This is a genomic window from Dactylosporangium sp. NPDC051485, from assembly GCF_040682015.1.
Classification (GTDB): Bacteria; Actinomycetota; Actinomycetes; order Mycobacteriales; family Micromonosporaceae; genus Dactylosporangium.
Genome location: NZ_JBFAZW010000006.1, coordinates 35489 through 53608, shown reverse-complemented (window position 1 = coordinate 53608; position 18120 = coordinate 35489). Strand labels below are relative to the sequence as shown.

Sequence of the window (18120 nt, the reverse complement as noted above, 5' to 3'; positions counted from 1 at the left end):
AAACTGATGATCGAGCCTCAGGTCACAGGGACCGTGCTGGCCCTGTTCGACACTCAGGTCGCCGCGAGTCCGGACCGGACCGCGGTGCGCTGGGACGGCGGGTCGACGACATACGCGCAGCTGCGGGCCCGCTCGCTCGCGGTCGCCGCCACGCTCGCCGAGCAGGGCGTGGGGCCGGGGGACACCGTCGGTCTCCTCGCGCGTCGCTCGACGGACCTGGTCGTGGGTATCCTCGGCGTCTTCCGCGCCGGAGCCGCCTGCGTCCCGCTGGATGCCGGCTACCCCGCGCAGCGGCTGCGGTACATGTGCGCGACCGCCGACGTTCGGGTGTGGCTCGGGCACGCGGAGCTGCTGCACCGGGTCGGCGCTCCGGCACCGGTCGCCGAGATCGGCGCCCTGACCGTCAGCCGGCACGACACCGGTGCGGTCCGCATACCGGCGCCGGCGGTGCTGGACCCGGGCAGCCTCGCGTACATCGTCTACACGTCCGGCTCCACCGGGCGGCCGAAAGGCGTCATGTACGAGCACCGCAACCTCGCCAACCTCATCACCTGGCAGATCGCCGACAGCGGCTGCGGGCACGACACCAGGACCGCCCAGTTCTCCCCGGCGTCGTTCGACATCGTGTTCCAGGAGGTGTTCAGCACCCTCGGCGCGGGCGGCACCCTGGTGTGCCTGACGGAGGGCGAACGGCTCGACCCCGAGCTGCTCGTGGACGTGATCGCCCGGGAACGGCTCAACCGGCTGTACATGCCGTTCGTCGCCATCCAAGCGCTGGCTCGGTACGCCGAGGAGCTCACCCCGGACCGGCATCCGCTACGCGAGATCATCACCGCCGGCGAGCAGGTCCAGTGCGGCGAGCACATCCGCGGCCTGTTCCACCGTCTCGACCGATGCCGTCTGGTCAACCAGTGGGGTACGACGGAGACTCACGTGACGACCAGCAACACCCTGCCGGAGCGGGTGTCGGACTGGCCGCTGTTGCCATCGATAGGCACCGCGATCCGTGACTCGGCCGTGACCGTGCGGGACGAGCACGGCCGCATGCTGCCCGACGGCGAGGTCGGCGAGCTGTGGGTGACCGGCAGCTGCGTCGGCCGCGGATACCTCGGCGCGGCCGGACGCCCTGGCACCGGGTTCCTGCCCGATCCGCTCGCCCCCCAGGTCCCCGCGTACCGCACCGGCGACCTGGGCAGGGTCGGGGCAAACGGCGACCTAGAGTTCCTCGGCAGAATGGACAGCCAGGTCAAGGTCCGCGGCTTTCGGATCGAGCTCGGCGAGGTCGAAGCGAACCTGAACGCTCTGCCGGATGTGCTCGAGTCCGTCGTGGTCGTCATGGGTGACGACCCGGCGACCCGCTACCTGCAGGCGTACGTGGTGCCGGCCGGGCCGCAGACGCGTGGCCGGGATGTGCTCGCGGCGCTGCGCGGCACGCTGCCCGCGTATCTCGTGCCGTCCCGTGTCGTGCTGACCGGCCAGCTGCCGCGGACCCTGAGCGGCAAGGTGGACCGCCGGGCCGTCGCCCAGCTCGACACCGTCGGCAGGTGAGCACGGTGAACCCCGCGCTGGACGGTGAGGCGCCGCTGTCCGACCGGAACAGCCGCACCGGCCCGTCGGCGCGACTGACCGTGCCGCTGCCGGCGCTGACCGAGCGACGGACCCGCCCCCGCGCGGACGCTGAGACCCTCTTGGTGGCCGCCTGGGCGCTGCTGCTGGCCCGGACCACGCTGCGCAGCCCGGTGCGATTCGGGCTCGTCACAGCGGCTGGCGCGCAGGTCGCCACCGTTGCCGTCGACGGCGCCGAGACCGTCGAAGCGTGGCTGCGCGCTGTTGCCCGCCACCGTGCGGCGACGCAGACCGCAGCGGTGCTCCCGGCCACGGTGCTCATCACGACCAGGGTGGCATCGGTACCGGTCGGCGCCGCGCTGGTGCTGCATGCGCGACTGGACGCCACGCCGCACGTCGTCGTGCAGTACTCGACCGGCCGCCACAGCCCGGGCCGAGCCCGGCTGATCGGTGCCCTCCTGGCCGGGCTCGTCGCCGACCTGGCGGCGGCCGGGAGCAACGATCCGGTGGCGGGAGTCGGTGAGGGGCGCGGGGTGCGGCTGGACGCTGCGCTGCCACCGGTCGCACATCGGCCGGTCGTGGACACCGTCCTGCATAACGGCACGGTGTTCGCCGGGTCCGTGGCGGTGCGCACTGACCGGAACCGGGTCACCTACGCCGAGCTGGCGGCGCAGGTGACCGACGCCGCGGCGAGCCTTGCCGCAGCCGGGATACGCGCAGGCTCGCGGGTCGTGCTCCTCGGGCGTCCGACCTCGGGATGGGTGGCGATGTTCCTGGCCGTCCTGCGGCTGGAGGCGGTCATCGTGCCGCTAGACGCGACGCTTCCCTCCCCGAGGCTCGCCGAGCTGGTCGGCACGGCACACGCCACCCATGTGATCACGACCGGTGGGGCGGCGGCGTGGCTGACATCGTGGGGGAAGCGGCCGCCGGTCGACGTCAACGGCTGGCAGGTGGTGACTGCGGCCATGGCACAGGGGCTGACGCTCACGGGCGAGCCCGCCCGCGACGCGGCGTACATCGTCACGACGTCCGGCAGCACCGGCCGGCCCAAGGCGGTCCTCGGCAGCGGCCGCGGCCTGGCCGCGTTCCTCGACTGGGAGGCACGTCTGCTGCAGGCGGGGCCCGATGACCGGTGCGCCCTGCTCACCCCGCCGCACTTCGACGTCGCGTTCCGCGATCTGCTGCTGCCGCTGACCGCCGGTGCGACCCTTTGCCTGCCGGAGACCACCGCCAACCCGCCGGACACTGTGCTGGAACTCCTCGACCGGCACGCGGTGACCATCCTGCACGCGGTGCCGTCACGGGCCGCGCACTGGGCGGCGGCCGACCGGCGGCGTCTGCCGGCGTTGCGGGCGGTCCTGTTCGCCGGCGAGCAGCTCACCGCCGCGGTGGTGCGCCAGTGGCGCGAGCTGGCTCCGCACGCCCGCGTGGTCAACCTCTACGGTCCTTCGGAGACGACACTGGCCAAGCTGTTCCAGGTCGTCGGCGACGTGTCCGGACCGATCCCGGTTGGCCGGCCGATTCCTGGCGCCGCCGCGCGGATCATGCGCGCGGGGGGACGCACCTGCGCCGCCGGTGAGATCGGTGAGATCGTTATCGAGACCCCGCTGCGTGCGCACGGATACCTGCCCCCGCCCGGCACTACGGTGCTGGACGCGCAGTCCGGCCAGCCGTTCTGGACCGGCGACCTCGGCGTCGTCAACCTCGACGGGGCCGTGGAGCACCTCGGCCGCCGCGACACCCAGGTGAAGATCCACGGTGTCCGGATCGAGCTCGCCGAGGTCGACGCCCGCCTGCGGGTCAGGCCCGACGTCCTGGCGGCGGCCGCCGCGGTGCTGCACACCCCGGCCACCCGGCTGGTCGCCGCTGTCCGGCTCACCCCGCGTCCCGGCGCCGAAGTCGTGCACCGGTGCATGGCATTGCGCGCGGAGCTCGCGGCCGAACTGCCGGCCGCCATGGTCCCGTTGCATATCGAGGCGGTCCCGGAGATCCCGACAACCACCACCGGCAAGATCGACCGCGAGGGTGTCGCCGCGCTCGTCGCCGACCGTCTCGCGGCGTCCGAGCGGGACGGCCGATCGGGCGCGGCGCAGCGCGGCCCCGCCGGCTACGACCCGACCACCCGCCACATCGCGCTGATCTGGTCGGAGGTGCTAGGCGTCGACCCGCCCGCGGGGCAGGACGACTTCTTCGACCTCGGCGGCGACTCGGTCCGCCTGTCGCAGGTCCAGCACCTGCTCGAGGACCGGCTCGGCGTCGAGGTCGACCCGCTCGATCTGTTCAGCGCACCGACCCTTGACGAACTCGCCGAGGTCGTGCGCATCCGACTCGGTCACAGGAGCCATTGATGTCCGATGTGCGATGGTTGCACCCGCCACAGCATGAACCCGGCCCGGCGCTGATCTGCTTCCCGGTCGCCGGCGCCCCGTATTCGAGCCTGCGGTCCTGGTATTTGACCCCGGCCCCGCCCACCGGACCGTCCGTGCACGTCGTGTCGCTGCCCGGACGCGGCCGGCGGGTCCGGGAACCGGCGTACACGAGCATGAAGCCCCTAATCGACGACGTCGCCGAGGCGCTGGCGCCGGTGTTCGATCAGCCATTCGCGCTCTACGGTCACAGCATGGGCGCGTTGTGCGCGCACGCCCTGGCGGTGCACCTGCACCGGGCCGGCAAATGCCGCCCGGTGCAGCTGTTCGTGTCCGGTCAGGTCGCGCCGCACGTGCGGACACCGCTTCGAGTTGAGTCCATGAATGACGCCGCACTGGCGCAATTCCTCACGGTGCACGACATGCTCCCCGCGGCGGTGCGCGCCGAGCCGGACCTGGCCGCGCTGGTCCTCACCGCCATCCGCGCGGACCTGCGCGTCTGCGACACCTACACACCCGTGCCGGGCGAGCCGCTGGACGTGCCGATCACCGCGTTCACCTCCCGCGGCGACACGCTCACCGATCCGGCCGGTGTCGCGATGTGGCGCAGTCATACCACTGCAGCGTTCACCAACGAACACATCGAAGGGTCACACATCCTGACCGACGACGAAGCACACGTGATCCTGGACCGGATCCGCGCGGCGTGGCGGGCTCGGGTGCCCGCACGGGCTCGCCGGAGTGCAGCGGAGGTGACGGCATGAGTGGCCGGCTGTGGTCGCTGCTGGAGACGGCGGCGCACACCCACCCGGACGCGGTGGCCGTCCGGGACACTGACCCCGCCCGCACACTGACATACCGGGCGCTGTTCGACGCCGCCGCCGCGCAGTCCGCGGCCCTCGCCGCCGCCGGGGTCACCGCCGGGGACGTCGTGGCCGTGACGATGCGCCGGTCACCGCGCGAGATCGTGGCGGTCCTCGCCGTCCTTCGCCTCGGCGCCGCGTTCACCGGCCTGGATCCGCAGACGCCACCGCTACTGGCGGCCGAGACCCTCGAGCGGTCCGGGGTCGGCGTGGTGCTCGGCGACGCCGGCCGGCTGGCCGCGTTTACCGACGCGGTCCGGGGCCGGCTGGTGATCCCGGCCGTTGTCCCCGGCCCGGACCCCATCGCCGCGGCCCCGCCGCCGGCCGAGCCGGACGACTCGGCCGCCGCCTACGTCATCTGCACGTCCGGGGCGGCCGGCCCGGTCGAGGCGATCCCTGTCAGCCGGGGAACGCTCGTCCGGCTTGCCGCCCTGGCCCATCCGGCCGCCGCGCGGCGGGTGGCGCGGATCGGCGGGCTGGCCGAGCCGTTCACCGCCGCGGAGATCTTCGCAGCGCTGCTGGCCGGCGGCGTCGTCGAGGTGCTCCCCGCCACGGCCGGCACGCCGGATGCCCTCGCGGCGATCATCGAGCAGCGTGGCATCACCGCGCTGTGGCTGGCACCCGGGGTGTTCCGGCAGACCGCCGAATTCCAGCCGGCCGCCCTGCGGGGTGCTGTGCAGGTGTTCACCGGAGGTGTCCCAATCGCCGCGGAGGTGGTTCGCCGGCTGCTGCGAGAGGCACCGCAGCTGTGCGTGACCACGGTGTATGGCCTCGACGAGCCCGCCGCGGAACTGACGGTCAGCCACCTGCACGACGTCGCGGAGGTTACCGATCCGCGCCCGGCCGAACCGGAGCAGGCAAACCAGGAACACCATCGCAGCCGGGTCGTGGTCCAGGACGTGATCGTGGACACCGAGCACGTCGCCGATGTGCTGCGGCGGCACCCGCTGGTGCGGGCGGCCGCCGTGGTGAGCGCACCAGGTGATCGGCTGCTGGCCGGGGTCGTTCTCGCGGACGGCGACGACCCCCACGACATCGGCGCCGTGCGCGCGTTCGCCGCGGAGCGGCTGCCAGCCGGCGCGGTGCCCGCCCTGTGGGTGGCGCTCGCCGAGGTGCCCCGCACCGCGGGCGGGCCGGTCGATGCCCGCCGGCTGGTCGACCTCGCCACCGCCACGGACCCGGTTCGGCGACTCGCGCGGCACCGAGACAGGTCCGCGGCACCCACCACATCAGTGCCCGTTGCGCCGTCGCGCGCGGCCGGCATCGAGCAGATCGTGCGATCCATCTGGCAGACCGTGCTCGGCCACGCCGACTTCGACGCCGAGGAGGAGTTCTTCGATGTCGGTGGCACGTCACTGCACCTGCTCGAGATCCGCGCCCTGCTGCGGCGGCGGATCGCCGGGGTCGAGGTGCGCATCGACGACCTTTACGCCCACTCGACAATCGCCAGTCTCACCGGCCATCTGGCGGCGGCCACCGCGAAGGGATCGAGGTGAGCGATGTCCGGCATCCGACTTCGCGTCCCCGCGCCCGTGCGTCCCGGTGGGACGATCCGGGTGGTGAGCCCGACCGGGCCCAGCGTCGTCGATCTGCCGCAGCGCGCCCGCCGCGGCGAGGAGGCGCTGCGAGCCCTCGGCTACACCGTCACCTACGGGCGTTACGCCCGTGACATCCCTGACGACGGCACCCGGGCCGGTGATCCCCGGCGCCGGGCCGCCGACCTCACCGAGGCTTTCGAGGACCCGGCGGTCGATGCCGTGCTCGCTGCCGACGCCGGCGCGTTCAGCCGTGATCTGGTCGCACATCTTGACCCGGCGGTGTTCCGGCGCCACCCGAAGCCGTTCGTGGGCTTCTGCGACAACGTGTTCATCAACCAGTTCCTCGCCTCCGCCGGCGGGCTGAGCTCCCTGTACGGCTGCGCGCTGATCCCGTCGCTCGGTGAGCCGCACGACGCCTTCCCGGAGACGTCGCGGTACCTCGGCGAGGCGTTGGACAGTACCCGTCGGCTGGTCTGCGACCCGGTGCCGACCCGGACCGGCGAACGGGTCAACTGGTACGCGGCGGACGACACCGGCGCACCCAGATACCGGGGAGTGCGCGGCGGCTGGACGTGGGTCTCACCCGGCCGGGCGCGCGGCCGGCTGCTCGGCGGGGAGATCACCCTGTTGCCGCAGCTCATCGGCGACTTCGACCTGAACCTGGACGCGGCGGTGTTGTTCTGGCACAACGCGTTCAACGGGTCGCAGCCGTATGAGTCGCTGTACCGGCTCGCCGGCCACGTGGACCTGACCCGGCTGGCCGGCATGATCGTGGGGGCACACCCCAGGATCGCACCGGTCCAATGGGCCGCCACCGTCGGTGACCTGCTCGACGAGCTCATTCCCGACGCCGGCTACCCGGTGGTTGTCAATGCCGACATCAGCCACCTCAGTCCATCGTGGACAGTCCCGTACGGCGAGGAGGTGATCTTGGATTCCGCCGCGGGAATCGTGTTCCCGCGGGAGTCCTCGTCATGAGGCGGCACACGACAGCGGCACCACAGCACACCGCACCGAAGGAAGACATCATGGACACCGAACTTCGTCCCGGTACGGAACCGGGCGCACTCGGCCTGCAGCTCACCGTCGCCGGCGGACAGTCCTTGCCGGCCCTCACCACCGCGGTGAACGACCTGCGCCGCCGCGCCGAGCAGCAGACCGCCGCGCCGGTGCTTACGCTGCGGCTGAACACCACGGGCCAGTCCGGGCGCGGCTGGCCCGGCCCCGTCGGCATCCAGGACATCAATCGCTGGGAGCGGGCGCTGCGCGGCCTGGAGCGCTGCGGCGCGGTGAGTCTCGCGGTCGCCGGCGGCACCTGCGTCGGTCCCGCCCTCGACCTACTGCTGGTCGCCGACTACCGTATCTGCGCCGCGGACCTGCGACTGCTGCTGCCGGTCAACGACGGGCAGATGTGGCCCGGTATGGCGCTGCACCGCCTCGCGCAGCAGCTGGGCCTCGCGCGGGCCCGGCAGCTCGTGCTGTGGGGCACCGACCTGACCGCGGAGACGGCGCTGCGCGACGGGCTCGTCGACGAGATCGCGGCCGACCTGGACGACGCGGCCGCGGTGGCCGTGGTGTGGCTCGGCCGGACCGCCGCGCCGGAGCTGGCGGTCCGCCGAGCGCTGCTGCACGACGCCGGGCACACCGGCCACGACGACGCGCTGGGTGCCCATCTGGCCGCCTGCGACCGGGAGCTGCGCCGGCTGCGCTCCGCTGCGGGCGGGCAGTGACATGGGCGCCGTCGCGACCGCCGCGCCGGACCTGGGGACCGGCGTGGCGGCGCTGCGCCGCCTTGCCGAGGACGTCGAGCGGCGGGTCCTGAGCCTGCCGGCGCGGGCGTCGCGCACCGCCGAGCAGGACCGCGCGGCACGAGACGCCCTGGCGGCGCTGGGCACGAGCCGGCGGCTGCTGCTGGACCGGCATGCCGGGACGCTCTACGCCACGCTCACGGCCGGGCGCACCCTCCGGCCGCGGCTGGACGAGCTGGTCGGCGCCGCTCAGCGGGACCTCCCCGGCCTGGTGCCGAGCGAACAGGCGCTGGACGCCGACCGGCGCCTGCCCCTGGGCGTCCGTGATGGATGGGAGATCGACCTCGGGCTGTTCTTCGGTGCCATATTGGGCGACGCCGTGGCGGGCGGGCACCTGCTGGACACGATGCGGGCCCCGAGCCCGCACGCGCTGCGGCTGCTGGACGGCTTCCGCGCCACCGGTGTCGGCGAGTTGTCCACCGTGTCGCTCGCCCGCCGCGACGGCGTTACCGAACTCACCGTCCATAATCAGCACTGTCTCAACGCCGAGGACGAGGCGCTCGTGCACGACATGGAGACGGCCGTCGACCTGGTGCTCCTGGACGACGCCAGCCGGGTCGGGGTGCTGCGGGGCGCACCGATGCACCATCCGCGGTACCGGGGACGCAGGGTGTTCAGCGCCGGGCTCAACCTCGTCGATCTGCGCGAGGGCCGGATCACGCTCGTCGGGTTCCTGTTGCGGCGCGAGCTGACCTACCTGTGCAAGATCATGCATGGGCTGCGGACCGGGGCGGCCACGACGGTGCAGAAGCCGTGGGTCGCCGCGGTGGACTCATTCGCCATCGGCGGCGGCGCGCAGCTGCTGCTGGTATTCGACCATGTGATCGCCGCGGACAACGCCTACCTCAGCCTGCCGGCCGCGCAGGAAGGGATCGTGCCGGGAGTGGCCAACCTGCGGCTGACCCGCGCGGTCGGCACGCGGCTGGCCCGGCAGCTGCTGCTATCCGGGCGCCGGATCGCGGCCATCGAGCCGGCGGCGGCGCTGCTGATCGACACGGTCGTCCCCGCCGACGCGATGGACGCGGCGGTCGCCTCGGCAGCGCGGAACCTGGACGCCGCGGCGGTGCTGGCCAACCGGCGGATGCTGCACCTCGCCGAGGAGCCCTTCGACCTGCTGCGCCGCTATCTGTCCGAGTTCGCCGTCGTACAGGCCGAGCGGCTGTACAGCGCCGACGTGCTCGCCAAGCTCGACGGCGCCGGCCCGGGACGCCGCCGCACGAGCGGATGACCTCCCTGGCCGGGCCCTACGGTTCGGGGATCAGCGACACGATCTGCAGCAGCGCGGGCTGACCCGCGGCCGGGGCGAGCGGTGCCGGCTCATCGGCCGGGTCCGCCGGTTCGGTGTCCCGCTCCGCCGCGGCGCCGCGGCCCCCGATCTGCGACCTCGTCAGCCCCATGAAATGCATGACGATCTCGTGGTTGGTGGAGGTCACGGCGGAGTCGGATCCGACCCGGTAGTAGAGGTCCACCACCTGCCGGTCGGGAGCGAGCTCCACCGGGAGATCCTTGCGCAGGCGCGTTACGATGGCCGGCACGTCATGGCTGAGCTCGACCCCGGCCCGCAGGTAGTACTCGTCGCCACCCACCTCGACGACCGGCAGCGGATCGTCAGACTGCTCCGGGCGGTACGCCGGCTGCGTCAGCAGGTCGTAGCGGAACACCTCGTCCAGCAGCGCCGCGGCCTCCTGCGGCACCAGCGGCCGCACCGACTCGGTCCACCACCGCCGCAGCAGCCCCTTGGCGTCCGGGTCGGTGTACAGGTAGGCGATCGCGGCCCCGTACGCGTCGGTTCCGCCGGCGGCGCCGTCCACGTAGGAGCGCAGGCGCTCCGCGGCCGGGTCGTCGACCAGCGCGACCCACCGGTCGAGGTTGAGCAACGCCTGTGACTGGGTGACGCCACCCAGTGCCCGAAGCGGCAGCCAGGTGAACCGCAGCACGGCGTTCTCCGCGACCACCCGGGCCCAGAACAGGAACCGCTGCATCTGCTGGTTCTCGGCGAAGGTCATGCTGTCGTGGGCCAGGACGTACTCGAAGTCGTCGCTGTCACCCCGGACGGACCTGATGCCGAACTGGTCCTTCTTCTCCATATACTCGGTGTTCGGCAGCAGCAGCATCGGATACACGGCGATGCGCGAGACCCGCCGGGACAGCCGGTCGTAGCCATCCATGAACGATGCCACGGTCTCACCCGGCGCGCCCCAGATCAGCTCGGCGTAGCAGTCCAGGCCCTCCCGATCCAGCCAGGCGGCGAGATCCTCCCAATCGTTGACCTTCATGTTGCGCCGGTGCATGTTGTCCAGCGCGGCATCGCTCAACGTCTGCAGTGCCAGTGTGAAGGAGCTGCGCATCCCGGCGTCCTTCATCATTTTCACGATGCGGTAGAACGTCTTCGACTTGTTTTTGGCCCAGGACGTTTCCAGCGCACGCGGGAAGCCCCATCGCTCCCGGGTCTCGATGAACGCCTCGATGAACTCGACGTCACCGGGCAGCAGCCCGAAGTTCGCGTCGCAGGCCACGACGGTGTGCACCTGCAGCCGGCCGAAGATGTCGAGTTCGGCGCGCAGCCGCTCAATGGAGAACGCCCGGACCTTCTGTCCGACCGCGCCGCCCCAGTAGCAGAACGCGCACTTGTAGGGGCAGCCCCGGTTGGTCTCCATCAGTGCCACGTCGTAACGGAAGATGCCGTCGGCGTCCGTCAGCTGCAGGGCGCTGGTGAGAAACGGTGACGGGATCTCGTCGAGGTTGCTGATCCGCGGGCGCTCCGGCGTGGTCACCACGTCGCCGGTCGGGTCGCGGAACGAGATGCCGGCGACCTCGCGCAGGCCGTCGGGTGTCGCCCCGTCGAGCCTGGCCAGCAGCAGGTCGCGGAAGGTGAACTCGCCTTCGCCGTTCACCACGACGTCGATCTCGGGAAACAGCCGGAACACCCGCTCGGCCTGGTTCGCAACATGGGGGCCGCCGAACACGACCCAGCCCTGTGGGTTGAGCTGCTTGAAGGTGGCCGCGAGCGAGCCGAACGACCGGAAGTTCCAGCCCATCACCGAGAACGCCAGCACGTCCGGCGCGCCGTCGGTGAACATCGCGTTGGCCATCGCCACGTGGGTCACCCCGCCGCGGAAGTTGTGGATGACGATGTCGGTGCTTGCCCGGATGCGGTCGTCGGCCAGTGCCGTGGCCTTGAGGTAGCCGGCGGCGAGCGGCATCGACTCCAGCGGCATGTCCCATACGCCCTGCTGGACCACGAAGACCGTGGACTGCTGATCGCCATGTGCGTTGAAGGTCATCGTTTCCCCTCGCGACATGCGCGCGGGCACGCCGGTGTGCGAACCGGTGAGGAGCCACATCTGCGGCGAACCTGTGGCGAGCCTGCGACGCGAATGACATCGTGTGCCGGCTGGCGGCGACACGGTCGTGACGACAGCGCCGGGCCGTGCGGCCTCTGCGCGTTCAGGGCAGGCTAAGCCACATCTGTCGGCAGAGGCGAGAAGGTCAAGGCACACAACGGAAACGCCGCCCCGTGCGTGCTGCCGGACCTGCCTTGCCCAGCCATGACAAGGCGGCGGTGCTCTGTCAGGATGCGATGGCGGGCCTATCCATCGAAGGCCCCAGATCTGTCGTGGCTGTGCTGTGCCGACCGTTCCGAGGGAAGGGCACGATCTACAGTGACCGAATCATCGATCGACCGTGTCTACGAACGCTTTCAGCTCATCGTCAACGGACCGGCGCTGTTCAACGCCATCGTGGCCGGCCTGGAGCTCGACGTCTTCCGGTACCTGCGGGAGCATCCGGGCGCCGGCTTCGAGGACCTGCACACATTCACCGGCCTGCCCCGGCACTCCCTGCGGGTGCTCCTGCTGGCGCTGACCGCGACCGAGCTGGTATCCAAAAAGGACGGTCGCTACACCAACTCCGCGGTCGCCGATGACGCCCTCGCCGAGGACCGGCCCGACAGCTGGCGGGAGACCCTCATCGGCTGGCGGCGGTTCCAGTACCCGGCGTTCCCCTACGCCACCGACGCGCTGCGGGCCGGCCGAAACGTCGCTCTTGACGCCTACGAAGGACCGGGTGACACCCTGTATGCCCGGCTCGCCCACGACCCGCGCCTGGTCGCCGCCTACCACGACTCGATCGGCCCGTTCACGCATCTGTTCGTCACCGGGCTGCTGGACAACCCGGAGCTGTCCACGGTGCGGCACCTGCTGGATGTCGGCGGAGGTGACGGCACCACGGCGATCAGGTTCGCGCGGCGGTTCCCGGAGGCCGAGGTCACCATCTTCGACATGCCGGCCGTCGCGGAGCGGGCCGAGCTGATCGTGCCGGACGACCTGACCGGCCGAATCCGGCTCAGGCCGGGCGACCTGTTCAAGGACGAGTTCCCCACCGACGTGGACGCCGTGCTCTTCAGCCACGTCCTGGAGCCGTTCGACGAGCAGAGCAACGTCGAACTGCTCAGCAAAGCGGTCCGGGCGTTGCCGTCCGGCGGCCGCATCTTCACCTACGGGCTCACGGCACTCGACGATGAGGACGGCGGCCTGCTCGCCGCCCGGCTATCGTTGTACCTTAACGTGCTCGTCGCGGCCGGCGGTCTGGCCCACCCGGCCGCCGACTACGAACGCTGGCTGTGGCAGGCGGGCGTGGCGAGCGTGAAGGCGTTCACCGGCCTGCCGTATGAGCACGGGCTCGTCGTGGGCACCGTGGCATGAGCTCGCCCGCCGCCCGCGCCGATCCGGATCATCGACCGGCTCCACGGCTGGCCTACGAGCGGCACGGACACGGCACCCCGCCGCTGGTGCTGCTGCACGGCATCGCCAACACCAGGGCCGTCTGGCACGACGTCATACCGGAGCTGGCCGGGCGGCGGGCGGTCTACGCCTACGATCACCGTGGGCACGGCGAGAGCCCGCACCTCGGACACGGTCCCGCCTACACCATCGATGCGCTGGTCACCGACCTTGCCGATTTCCTCACCGCCCACGGCCTCACCCGGGCACACGTCGCCGGGCACTCGTTAGGCGGTGCCGTGGCGCTGCGGTTCGCCGCCGCCCACGCCGGGAGGGTCAGTTCGCTGATCCTCATCGACCCGGTCACCGCGCCGCCCGACGATGTGTCGCAGGCGGTCTCCGACCGGCTGTTGGCGACTGTCGCCTCCCACGGCATGGCCGGGCTCGCCGGACTGCTGGACCGCCTCGCCGACTTCGCACCGCGCACGCGCTCGGCCCGGCAGCGGGCGCGCTTCCGCGACGGCGTTGCGCGGATGGACCCGGCCGCGTTCGTCGGGTTCACCGCCGCGCTGCAGGCACTGCCGTCGATCGATGCGGCGCTGTCCACCCTCGACGTCGCAACGTCGGTCATCTGCGCCGCGGACAACGCCGCGGCGCGCCGGCGGGCCGGCGACCTCGCCCGGCTCCTGCCGCGGGCGGTGGTGCGCACCGTACCCGGCACGGCGCACGCGCCGCACGAGGAGGCGCCGGGCGACTGGCTGGCCGCAGCCGAAGCACACTTCGCCGGTCTGGATGCAGAGGAGCACGGCAATGGTCAGGATCCTGATCGGCAACGAGTTCAACGAGGACCGGGCCGGGATCATCGACGCCAAGCAGAAGAAGACCGCATGGTGGACCCAGCGGCTCGCGTGGTTCGCCCGCAACGATGACATCCTCGTCATGGCCGTCGCACCCGATGAGGAGTTCCTGCGGCACGTGACCGGTGTGACCGGCACCGATCACGCGACGCTGAGGATCGTGGTGCCCCCGCCGGGCGGCCTCGGCGTCGGGGTCCTGACCGCCGACCGGCTCGCCGCGCCCGCACTGCTGGCCGAGCTGCGGGCGGCGCTGCACGGTCGGCACCCGGACGCCGTCATCAGCCTGCACCCCGACACGTCGATCGCGGAACTCTCCACCGCTCTCGGCGCGCAGCACGCGCTAGCCGGACACAGTTTCCTGAGCCAGGCGGGCGGCCGGCTGGTCAACAGCAAGGCCGCCTTCCGCGCGATCGCCGCAGGCGCCGGCGTCGCGATCCCGGAGGGTGGTGTCAGCACGACCCCGGCACAGCTCGTCGAGACGGCCGGGCGTCTGCTGGACCGGGACCTGCCCGTCATCCTGAAGCACGAGTTCCGCGCCGGCGGCCGCGGCAATGAAATCGTCACGCCGTACGAGGGCATCACCCCCGTCGGCGCCCAGCGTGCCGTGACCGTGCGCAGTCGCGCCGAGTTCGAGGCCTATGTCGAGCGGCGCTGGTCCTGGCTCACGAGCAACGGGCAGTCGCCGCTGGTCGTGGAGCGCTACCACCCGGGCAGCCGGGCGCTGTTCGCCGAATACTCGATCACCGACAAAGGCGTCGACTTCGGCGGGCAGGGCGAGTTGATCTCCGCCCCACTCGCGGCCGCGGAGATCATCCCCGCCCCCGACGTCGCCGACGCTGCGGTCACGGCGCTGCTCGACGGCGGTCGCGCGCTGAGCGAGCCACTGCACGCGATGGGCTACCGCGGGACGCTCAGCGCCGACGCCATCCTCACTAACGATGGTCAGATCCTGTTCACCGAGTACAACGGCCGAATCACCGGGTCGACTCCCGTATATGCAGTATTCGGCGAACAGGTCATCGGGCCGCAGTACAGCCGCGACCGGGTTCTCTTCGACCGCGACGGATGGCCTGTGCCGTCGTTCGCCGAGGCCGTCGCCGCGCTCGACCGGTCCGGCCTGGCCTACTCGTCCGCAACCGGACTCGGCGCCGTGCTGGTGACGCCCTACAACACAAGCAACGGCTCGGTCCGCTACTGCCTCGCCGCCGCCTGCATCACCGACGTCTGGCGCGCACAGGAACGCATTGAGGCGCTGTTCGCCGGGACGACCTCATGACCGACGCAGCCATGACCAACCGGCCGTCCGCCGCGCGGTGGACGGCCGTGCGCAACGAGCACGGCCGACGGTCGGTGTGGCCGGCCGACACAGCGCCGCCGGCCGGCTGGCACCGCCTCGGCACCGCCGGTGACCGCTCGGCCGCGCTGGACCTCGCCGGGCAGCCCGATCCCGTCCTCCGGCCGGGTCCGGCGCCGAGTATCGCCGCATGGCCGGGACAGCGGTCCGCGTCCGTGGCGGAACTGTTCGCCGCCGCCGTGGACGCCGCCCCGGATCGGGTCGCGGTACAGGCCGCGGCGGCACCGCTCACCTACCGTGCACTCGCCGACGCGGTTGCGCGGGCCCGGACGGGACTGCACCGCCTCGGCGTCCGGCGCGGCAGCACCGTCGCGGTGAGCATCGAGCGTGGGCCGGACCTCATTGTCGTCCTGCTCGCCCTGCTCGGCGCCGGCGCCGCATACGTCCCGGTCGACCCCCGCCACCCGCCCTTGCGGCTGGAGTACATGATTCGGGACGCACGCGCCGAACTGGTCGTGTCGACGCCGCGGCACGTCGCCGTAGTGGCCGCGGCGGGTACCGCGGTGACCACCCCGCAGCAGTTGCAGGAGCACCCTCCGCACCGGCACGGCCCGGTGGCGGCTGCCGACGACATCGCCTACGTGATGTACACGTCGGGCTCAACCGGGCACCCGAAGGGCGTCGAGGTGGCCCACCGCAGCCTTCTTGCCTTCCTGGAAGCGATGACCGGCCTGCTGCCCGCGACCGCGGCAAGCCGGGTGCTGTTCAGCACCCGGCTGTCCTTCGACATCGCCACTCTTGAGTATCTGCTGCCGCTGACCAGCGCAGGCACCTGTGTGGTCGCGCCGGAGACGGGGGTCCTCGGTGCCCGGCGGGTCGCCCGCCAGATCAATGAGGCCGCGCCGTCACTGGTCCAGGCGACCCCGGTCGGGCTGCAGCTGCTGCTCGACGCTGGTGCGCGCTTCACCGCCGCGCAGACCGTGCTGTGCGGCGGCGACGTGCTCTCCCGGCCGCTGGCCGACCGCCTCGCCGCACTGCCCGCGACCGTGTTCAACGTCTACGGCCCGACCGAAGCGACGATCTGGGCGACGGCGTGGCCGGTCCGCCCGGGCGCGCCGCGCATCGGCGGGCCACTCGGGCACGCCGGGGTGTACCTGCTCGACGGCGACCTGCGCCCCGTACCACCGGGGGAGGAGGGCGAGATCTACATCGGTGGACCGGCGGTGGCGCACGGCTACCGGGGCCGCGGCCGGCTCACCGCCGAGCGTTTCGTCCCGGACCCGTTCGCCGGTGCCGCCGGCGCGACGATGTACGCGACCGGTGACATCGCCCGGCTCATCGACGGCGAACTGGAGTACCGGCGGCGGACCGACACGCAAGTCAAGATCAACGGGCATCGGGTGGAGCTCGGCGAGATCGAAACCGTCGCCAGTACGGTCGCCGGTGTGCGGACCGCCGTCGCCGTGGTGCACCAGTCCGGCGGCACGCCAGTGCTGCATCTGTTCGTGGAGAGCCGCGCGGACCCCGCCCTCCTGGCCTCGGCTGTCCAAGCGCGGCTGCGAGATCGGCTGCCGTCGGCAATGGTTCCGGGCCGCATCGAGGCCATCGCCGCGCTGCCGCTCACGGAGAACGGCAAGATCGACCGTGGCGCGCTGGCCGCCCGGGGCCTGGCGGGCCCCGCGCCCGTGCCGGCGCCTGCCCGGCGACACCGAGAGGACAGCATGTCATGACGGCAAATCGGTTCGAGCAGTTCGAGCGGGCACTCCTGCACGCACTCCCCGCGGCGGCGCCGCCGCTGCACCCGACCGACCGCCTGGCCGACTACGGGCTGACCGACTCGCTGCAGCTGGTGCAGCTGGTTGTGCACCTGGAGGAGGCGCTCGGCACCGACCTGCCCGACGAGGCGCTGACGGTGGAGACGTTCGAGACGATCGGCACCCTTTGGGGCGTCGTGAGCGCACACCTGGCCAACATGCGGCGGTGAGGTCCCGTCACCGCCCGGTCCATCGTGGTGGCCGTCCCTCCGCGAACGCCCTCGGACCTTCCCGGGCGTCCGCACTGCGCATACGCCGCTCCTCCCACGTGTACGCGGCCGAGAACGCCTCTGCCAGCGATGTGGTGCCCGCCTCGGCGGCGGCTTCCTTGATCGCCCGGACCGACAGCGGCGCGCAGCGCAGGATGTCCTGCACCCAGCCGTCGACGCAGGCCGCCAGCTTCTGCGCCGGCACCACCTCGTTGACCAGCCCGAGCTCGTAGGCGCGCGCGGCGCTCATCGACCGGCCGGTGATCAGATGCCCCAGTGCCGCCCGGGACGGCACCTGCCTGCACAGCCGGAACACCCCACCCGCTCCGGGGATGAGCCCCAGCCGGGCCTCAGGCAGACCGAACTGCGCGCGGTCGGACGCCACGATCACGTCACACGCCAACGCCAGCTCAAAACCGCCGCCGAGCGCATACCCGTCCACCTGTGCCACTACAGGCTTGCTGAATTCGAACCGTTCCGTCAGCCGGGGCCACCCGGGCCGTCCGCGGCTGCCAAAGCTGGTGGGTGCGGCGGTGCCCGCTTCAAGCTGCCCGGCGAGTTCCTTGAGGTCCTGCCCGACCGAGAACGCGCGCCCGCCAGCGCCGGTCAGCACCACGACCCGCACATCGTCGTCGTGTTCGACATCGTCCCAGATGTCGGCCAGCTCGCGGTGCATCCGCGTGTCCATCGCGTTCAGCACGTGCGGCCGGTCGAGGGTGACGGTCGCGACGTGACCATCCTTGGCGTACCGCACCCGTGGCTGGTCCTCTGCCGGTGACATCACGGCCCCTCCAGATCGGTGACATCGCTGCGACCCTACAGTTGTGTCACAGCACCGGCGCCGAGCACCAGGGCATGACCGGTCACCGCCGATGCCCCGCCGATGCCCCGGCGTGGCTTCGTCGGTGACTTCGGACCTTGTTCGGGGATTCGTCCGCCCACCCGGCGACGACGAACCCGTACGCCGCCCCCCGATACTGGGCCGCGTTCGCCTACACCGGCGCGTGACGGGCGGGTCAGCGCCACGAAGTCCGTGACCGTCACGGTCTTCTCGGGGCTGGTGAACCAGGCGCCGGTGTCCTCC

Annotated in this window: 15 protein-coding genes; 12 read left to right on the top strand and 3 right to left on the bottom strand. The window is 72.0% G+C overall.

Features of this window, described 5'->3' with window-relative positions:
- Positions 1–6 precede the first annotated feature (6 nt).
- The 7 genes from AB0M46_RS04835 to AB0M46_RS04805 all read left to right on the top strand — a co-directional run bounded on the left by AB0M46_RS04835 (position 7) and on the right by AB0M46_RS04805 (position 9369).
- The gene (locus AB0M46_RS04835) at positions 7–1548 is read left to right on the top strand and encodes an amino acid adenylation domain-containing protein (protein WP_363332961.1); all 1542 of its coding nucleotides are present in this window, start codon (positions 7–9) and stop codon (positions 1546–1548) included.
- A complete protein-coding gene (locus AB0M46_RS04830; RefSeq protein WP_363332960.1) occupies positions 1545–3914 on the top strand; it encodes a non-ribosomal peptide synthetase in 2370 nt (789 codons plus the stop codon). Before AB0M46_RS04835 ends, AB0M46_RS04830 begins: the two co-directional genes overlap by 4 nt.
- Positions 3914–4696: an alpha/beta fold hydrolase gene (locus AB0M46_RS04825; RefSeq protein ID WP_363332959.1), complete on the top strand. Its 783-nt coding sequence runs from the start codon at positions 3914–3916 to the stop codon at positions 4694–4696. Before AB0M46_RS04830 ends, AB0M46_RS04825 begins: the two co-directional genes overlap by 1 nt.
- Positions 4693–6291, top strand: coding sequence for a non-ribosomal peptide synthetase (locus tag AB0M46_RS04820; RefSeq protein WP_363332958.1), 1599 nt, complete (start codon positions 4693–4695; stop codon positions 6289–6291). Before AB0M46_RS04825 ends, AB0M46_RS04820 begins: the two co-directional genes overlap by 4 nt.
- Positions 6292–6354: 63 nt before the next feature.
- The gene (locus AB0M46_RS04815; RefSeq protein WP_363332957.1) at positions 6355–7311 is read left to right on the top strand and encodes an LD-carboxypeptidase; all 957 of its coding nucleotides are present in this window, start codon (positions 6355–6357) and stop codon (positions 7309–7311) included.
- A 50-nt stretch (positions 7312–7361) separates the two neighbouring features.
- Positions 7362–8063 (top strand): enoyl-CoA-hydratase DpgB, encoded by a 702-nt coding sequence (gene dpgB, locus AB0M46_RS04810; RefSeq protein WP_363332956.1) that lies wholly within the window; start codon positions 7362–7364, stop codon positions 8061–8063.
- Between the two features lies 1 nt (position 8064).
- The gene (locus tag AB0M46_RS04805; RefSeq protein ID WP_363332955.1) at positions 8065–9369 is read left to right on the top strand and encodes an enoyl-CoA hydratase/isomerase family protein; all 1305 of its coding nucleotides are present in this window, start codon (positions 8065–8067) and stop codon (positions 9367–9369) included.
- A gap of 16 nt (positions 9370–9385) precedes the next feature.
- On the opposite strand, the gene AB0M46_RS04800 is transcribed toward AB0M46_RS04805, so the two are convergent.
- Entirely contained in the window at positions 9386–11425 is a 2040-nt protein-coding gene (locus AB0M46_RS04800) for a KedN5 family methylcobalamin-dependent radical SAM C-methyltransferase (RefSeq protein ID WP_363332954.1), read from the bottom strand.
- Between the two features lie 378 nt (positions 11426–11803).
- Here AB0M46_RS04800 and AB0M46_RS04795 point away from each other — a divergent pair, with 378 nt between their 5' ends.
- Genes AB0M46_RS04795 through AB0M46_RS04775 form a run of 5 tightly spaced genes read left to right on the top strand, consistent with a single transcriptional unit; the run spans position 11804 to position 16997 of the window.
- Positions 11804–12844, top strand: a complete 1041-nt coding sequence (locus AB0M46_RS04795; protein ID WP_363332953.1) for a methyltransferase — start codon at positions 11804–11806, stop codon at positions 12842–12844.
- Positions 12841–13791 carry an alpha/beta hydrolase gene (locus AB0M46_RS04790; RefSeq protein ID WP_363332952.1) on the top strand — a complete coding sequence of 317 codons (951 nt, stop codon included), beginning with the start codon at positions 12841–12843 and terminating at the stop codon, positions 13789–13791. Before AB0M46_RS04795 ends, AB0M46_RS04790 begins: the two co-directional genes overlap by 4 nt.
- Complete coding sequence (locus AB0M46_RS04785) at positions 13673–14995, top strand: peptide ligase PGM1-related protein (RefSeq protein ID WP_363332951.1); 1323 nt, start codon at positions 13673–13675, stop codon at positions 14993–14995. Before AB0M46_RS04790 ends, AB0M46_RS04785 begins: the two co-directional genes overlap by 119 nt.
- Positions 14992–16743: an amino acid adenylation domain-containing protein gene (locus AB0M46_RS04780; RefSeq protein ID WP_363332950.1), complete on the top strand. Its 1752-nt coding sequence runs from the start codon at positions 14992–14994 to the stop codon at positions 16741–16743. Before AB0M46_RS04785 ends, AB0M46_RS04780 begins: the two co-directional genes overlap by 4 nt.
- Positions 16740–16997 (top strand): acyl carrier protein, encoded by a 258-nt coding sequence (locus AB0M46_RS04775; protein ID WP_363332949.1) that lies wholly within the window; start codon positions 16740–16742, stop codon positions 16995–16997. Before AB0M46_RS04780 ends, AB0M46_RS04775 begins: the two co-directional genes overlap by 4 nt.
- A gap of 7 nt (positions 16998–17004) precedes the next feature.
- Here the strand turns inward: AB0M46_RS04775 and dpgD are convergent, their stop codons facing one another.
- Both dpgD and AB0M46_RS04765 read right to left on the bottom strand, forming a co-directional pair.
- Positions 17005–17790, bottom strand: coding sequence for an enoyl-CoA-hydratase DpgD (gene dpgD / locus AB0M46_RS04770; protein WP_363332948.1), 786 nt, complete (start codon positions 17788–17790; stop codon positions 17005–17007).
- Between the two features lie 62 nt (positions 17791–17852).
- Positions 17853–18120: hypothetical protein (locus tag AB0M46_RS04765; RefSeq protein WP_363332947.1), on the bottom strand; the 268-nt coding region annotated here is incomplete at its 5' end.

Bases quoted from the DNA above. Each gene is read 5' to 3' on its own strand.
- AB0M46_RS04800 (WP_363332954.1), bottom strand. From the start codon at position 11,425: ATGACCTTCAACGCACATGGCGATCAGCAGTCCACGGTCTTCGTGGTC.
- AB0M46_RS04805 (WP_363332955.1), top strand. From the start codon at position 8,065: ATGGGCGCCGTCGCGACCGCCGCGCCGGACCTGGGGACCGGCGTGGCG.
- AB0M46_RS04775 (WP_363332949.1), top strand. From the start codon at position 16,740: ATGACGGCAAATCGGTTCGAGCAGTTCGAGCGGGCACTCCTGCACGCA.
- AB0M46_RS04790 (WP_363332952.1), top strand. From the start codon at position 12,841: ATGAGCTCGCCCGCCGCCCGCGCCGATCCGGATCATCGACCGGCTCCA.
- dpgB (WP_363332956.1), top strand. From the start codon at position 7,362: ATGGACACCGAACTTCGTCCCGGTACGGAACCGGGCGCACTCGGCCTG.
- AB0M46_RS04780 (WP_363332950.1), top strand. From the start codon at position 14,992: ATGACCGACGCAGCCATGACCAACCGGCCGTCCGCCGCGCGGTGGACG.
- AB0M46_RS04835 (WP_363332961.1), top strand. From the start codon at position 7: ATGATCGAGCCTCAGGTCACAGGGACCGTGCTGGCCCTGTTCGACACT.
- AB0M46_RS04825 (WP_363332959.1), top strand. From the start codon at position 3,914: ATGTCCGATGTGCGATGGTTGCACCCGCCACAGCATGAACCCGGCCCG.
- AB0M46_RS04820 (WP_363332958.1), top strand. From the start codon at position 4,693: ATGAGTGGCCGGCTGTGGTCGCTGCTGGAGACGGCGGCGCACACCCAC.
- AB0M46_RS04785 (WP_363332951.1), top strand. From the start codon at position 13,673: ATGGTCAGGATCCTGATCGGCAACGAGTTCAACGAGGACCGGGCCGGG.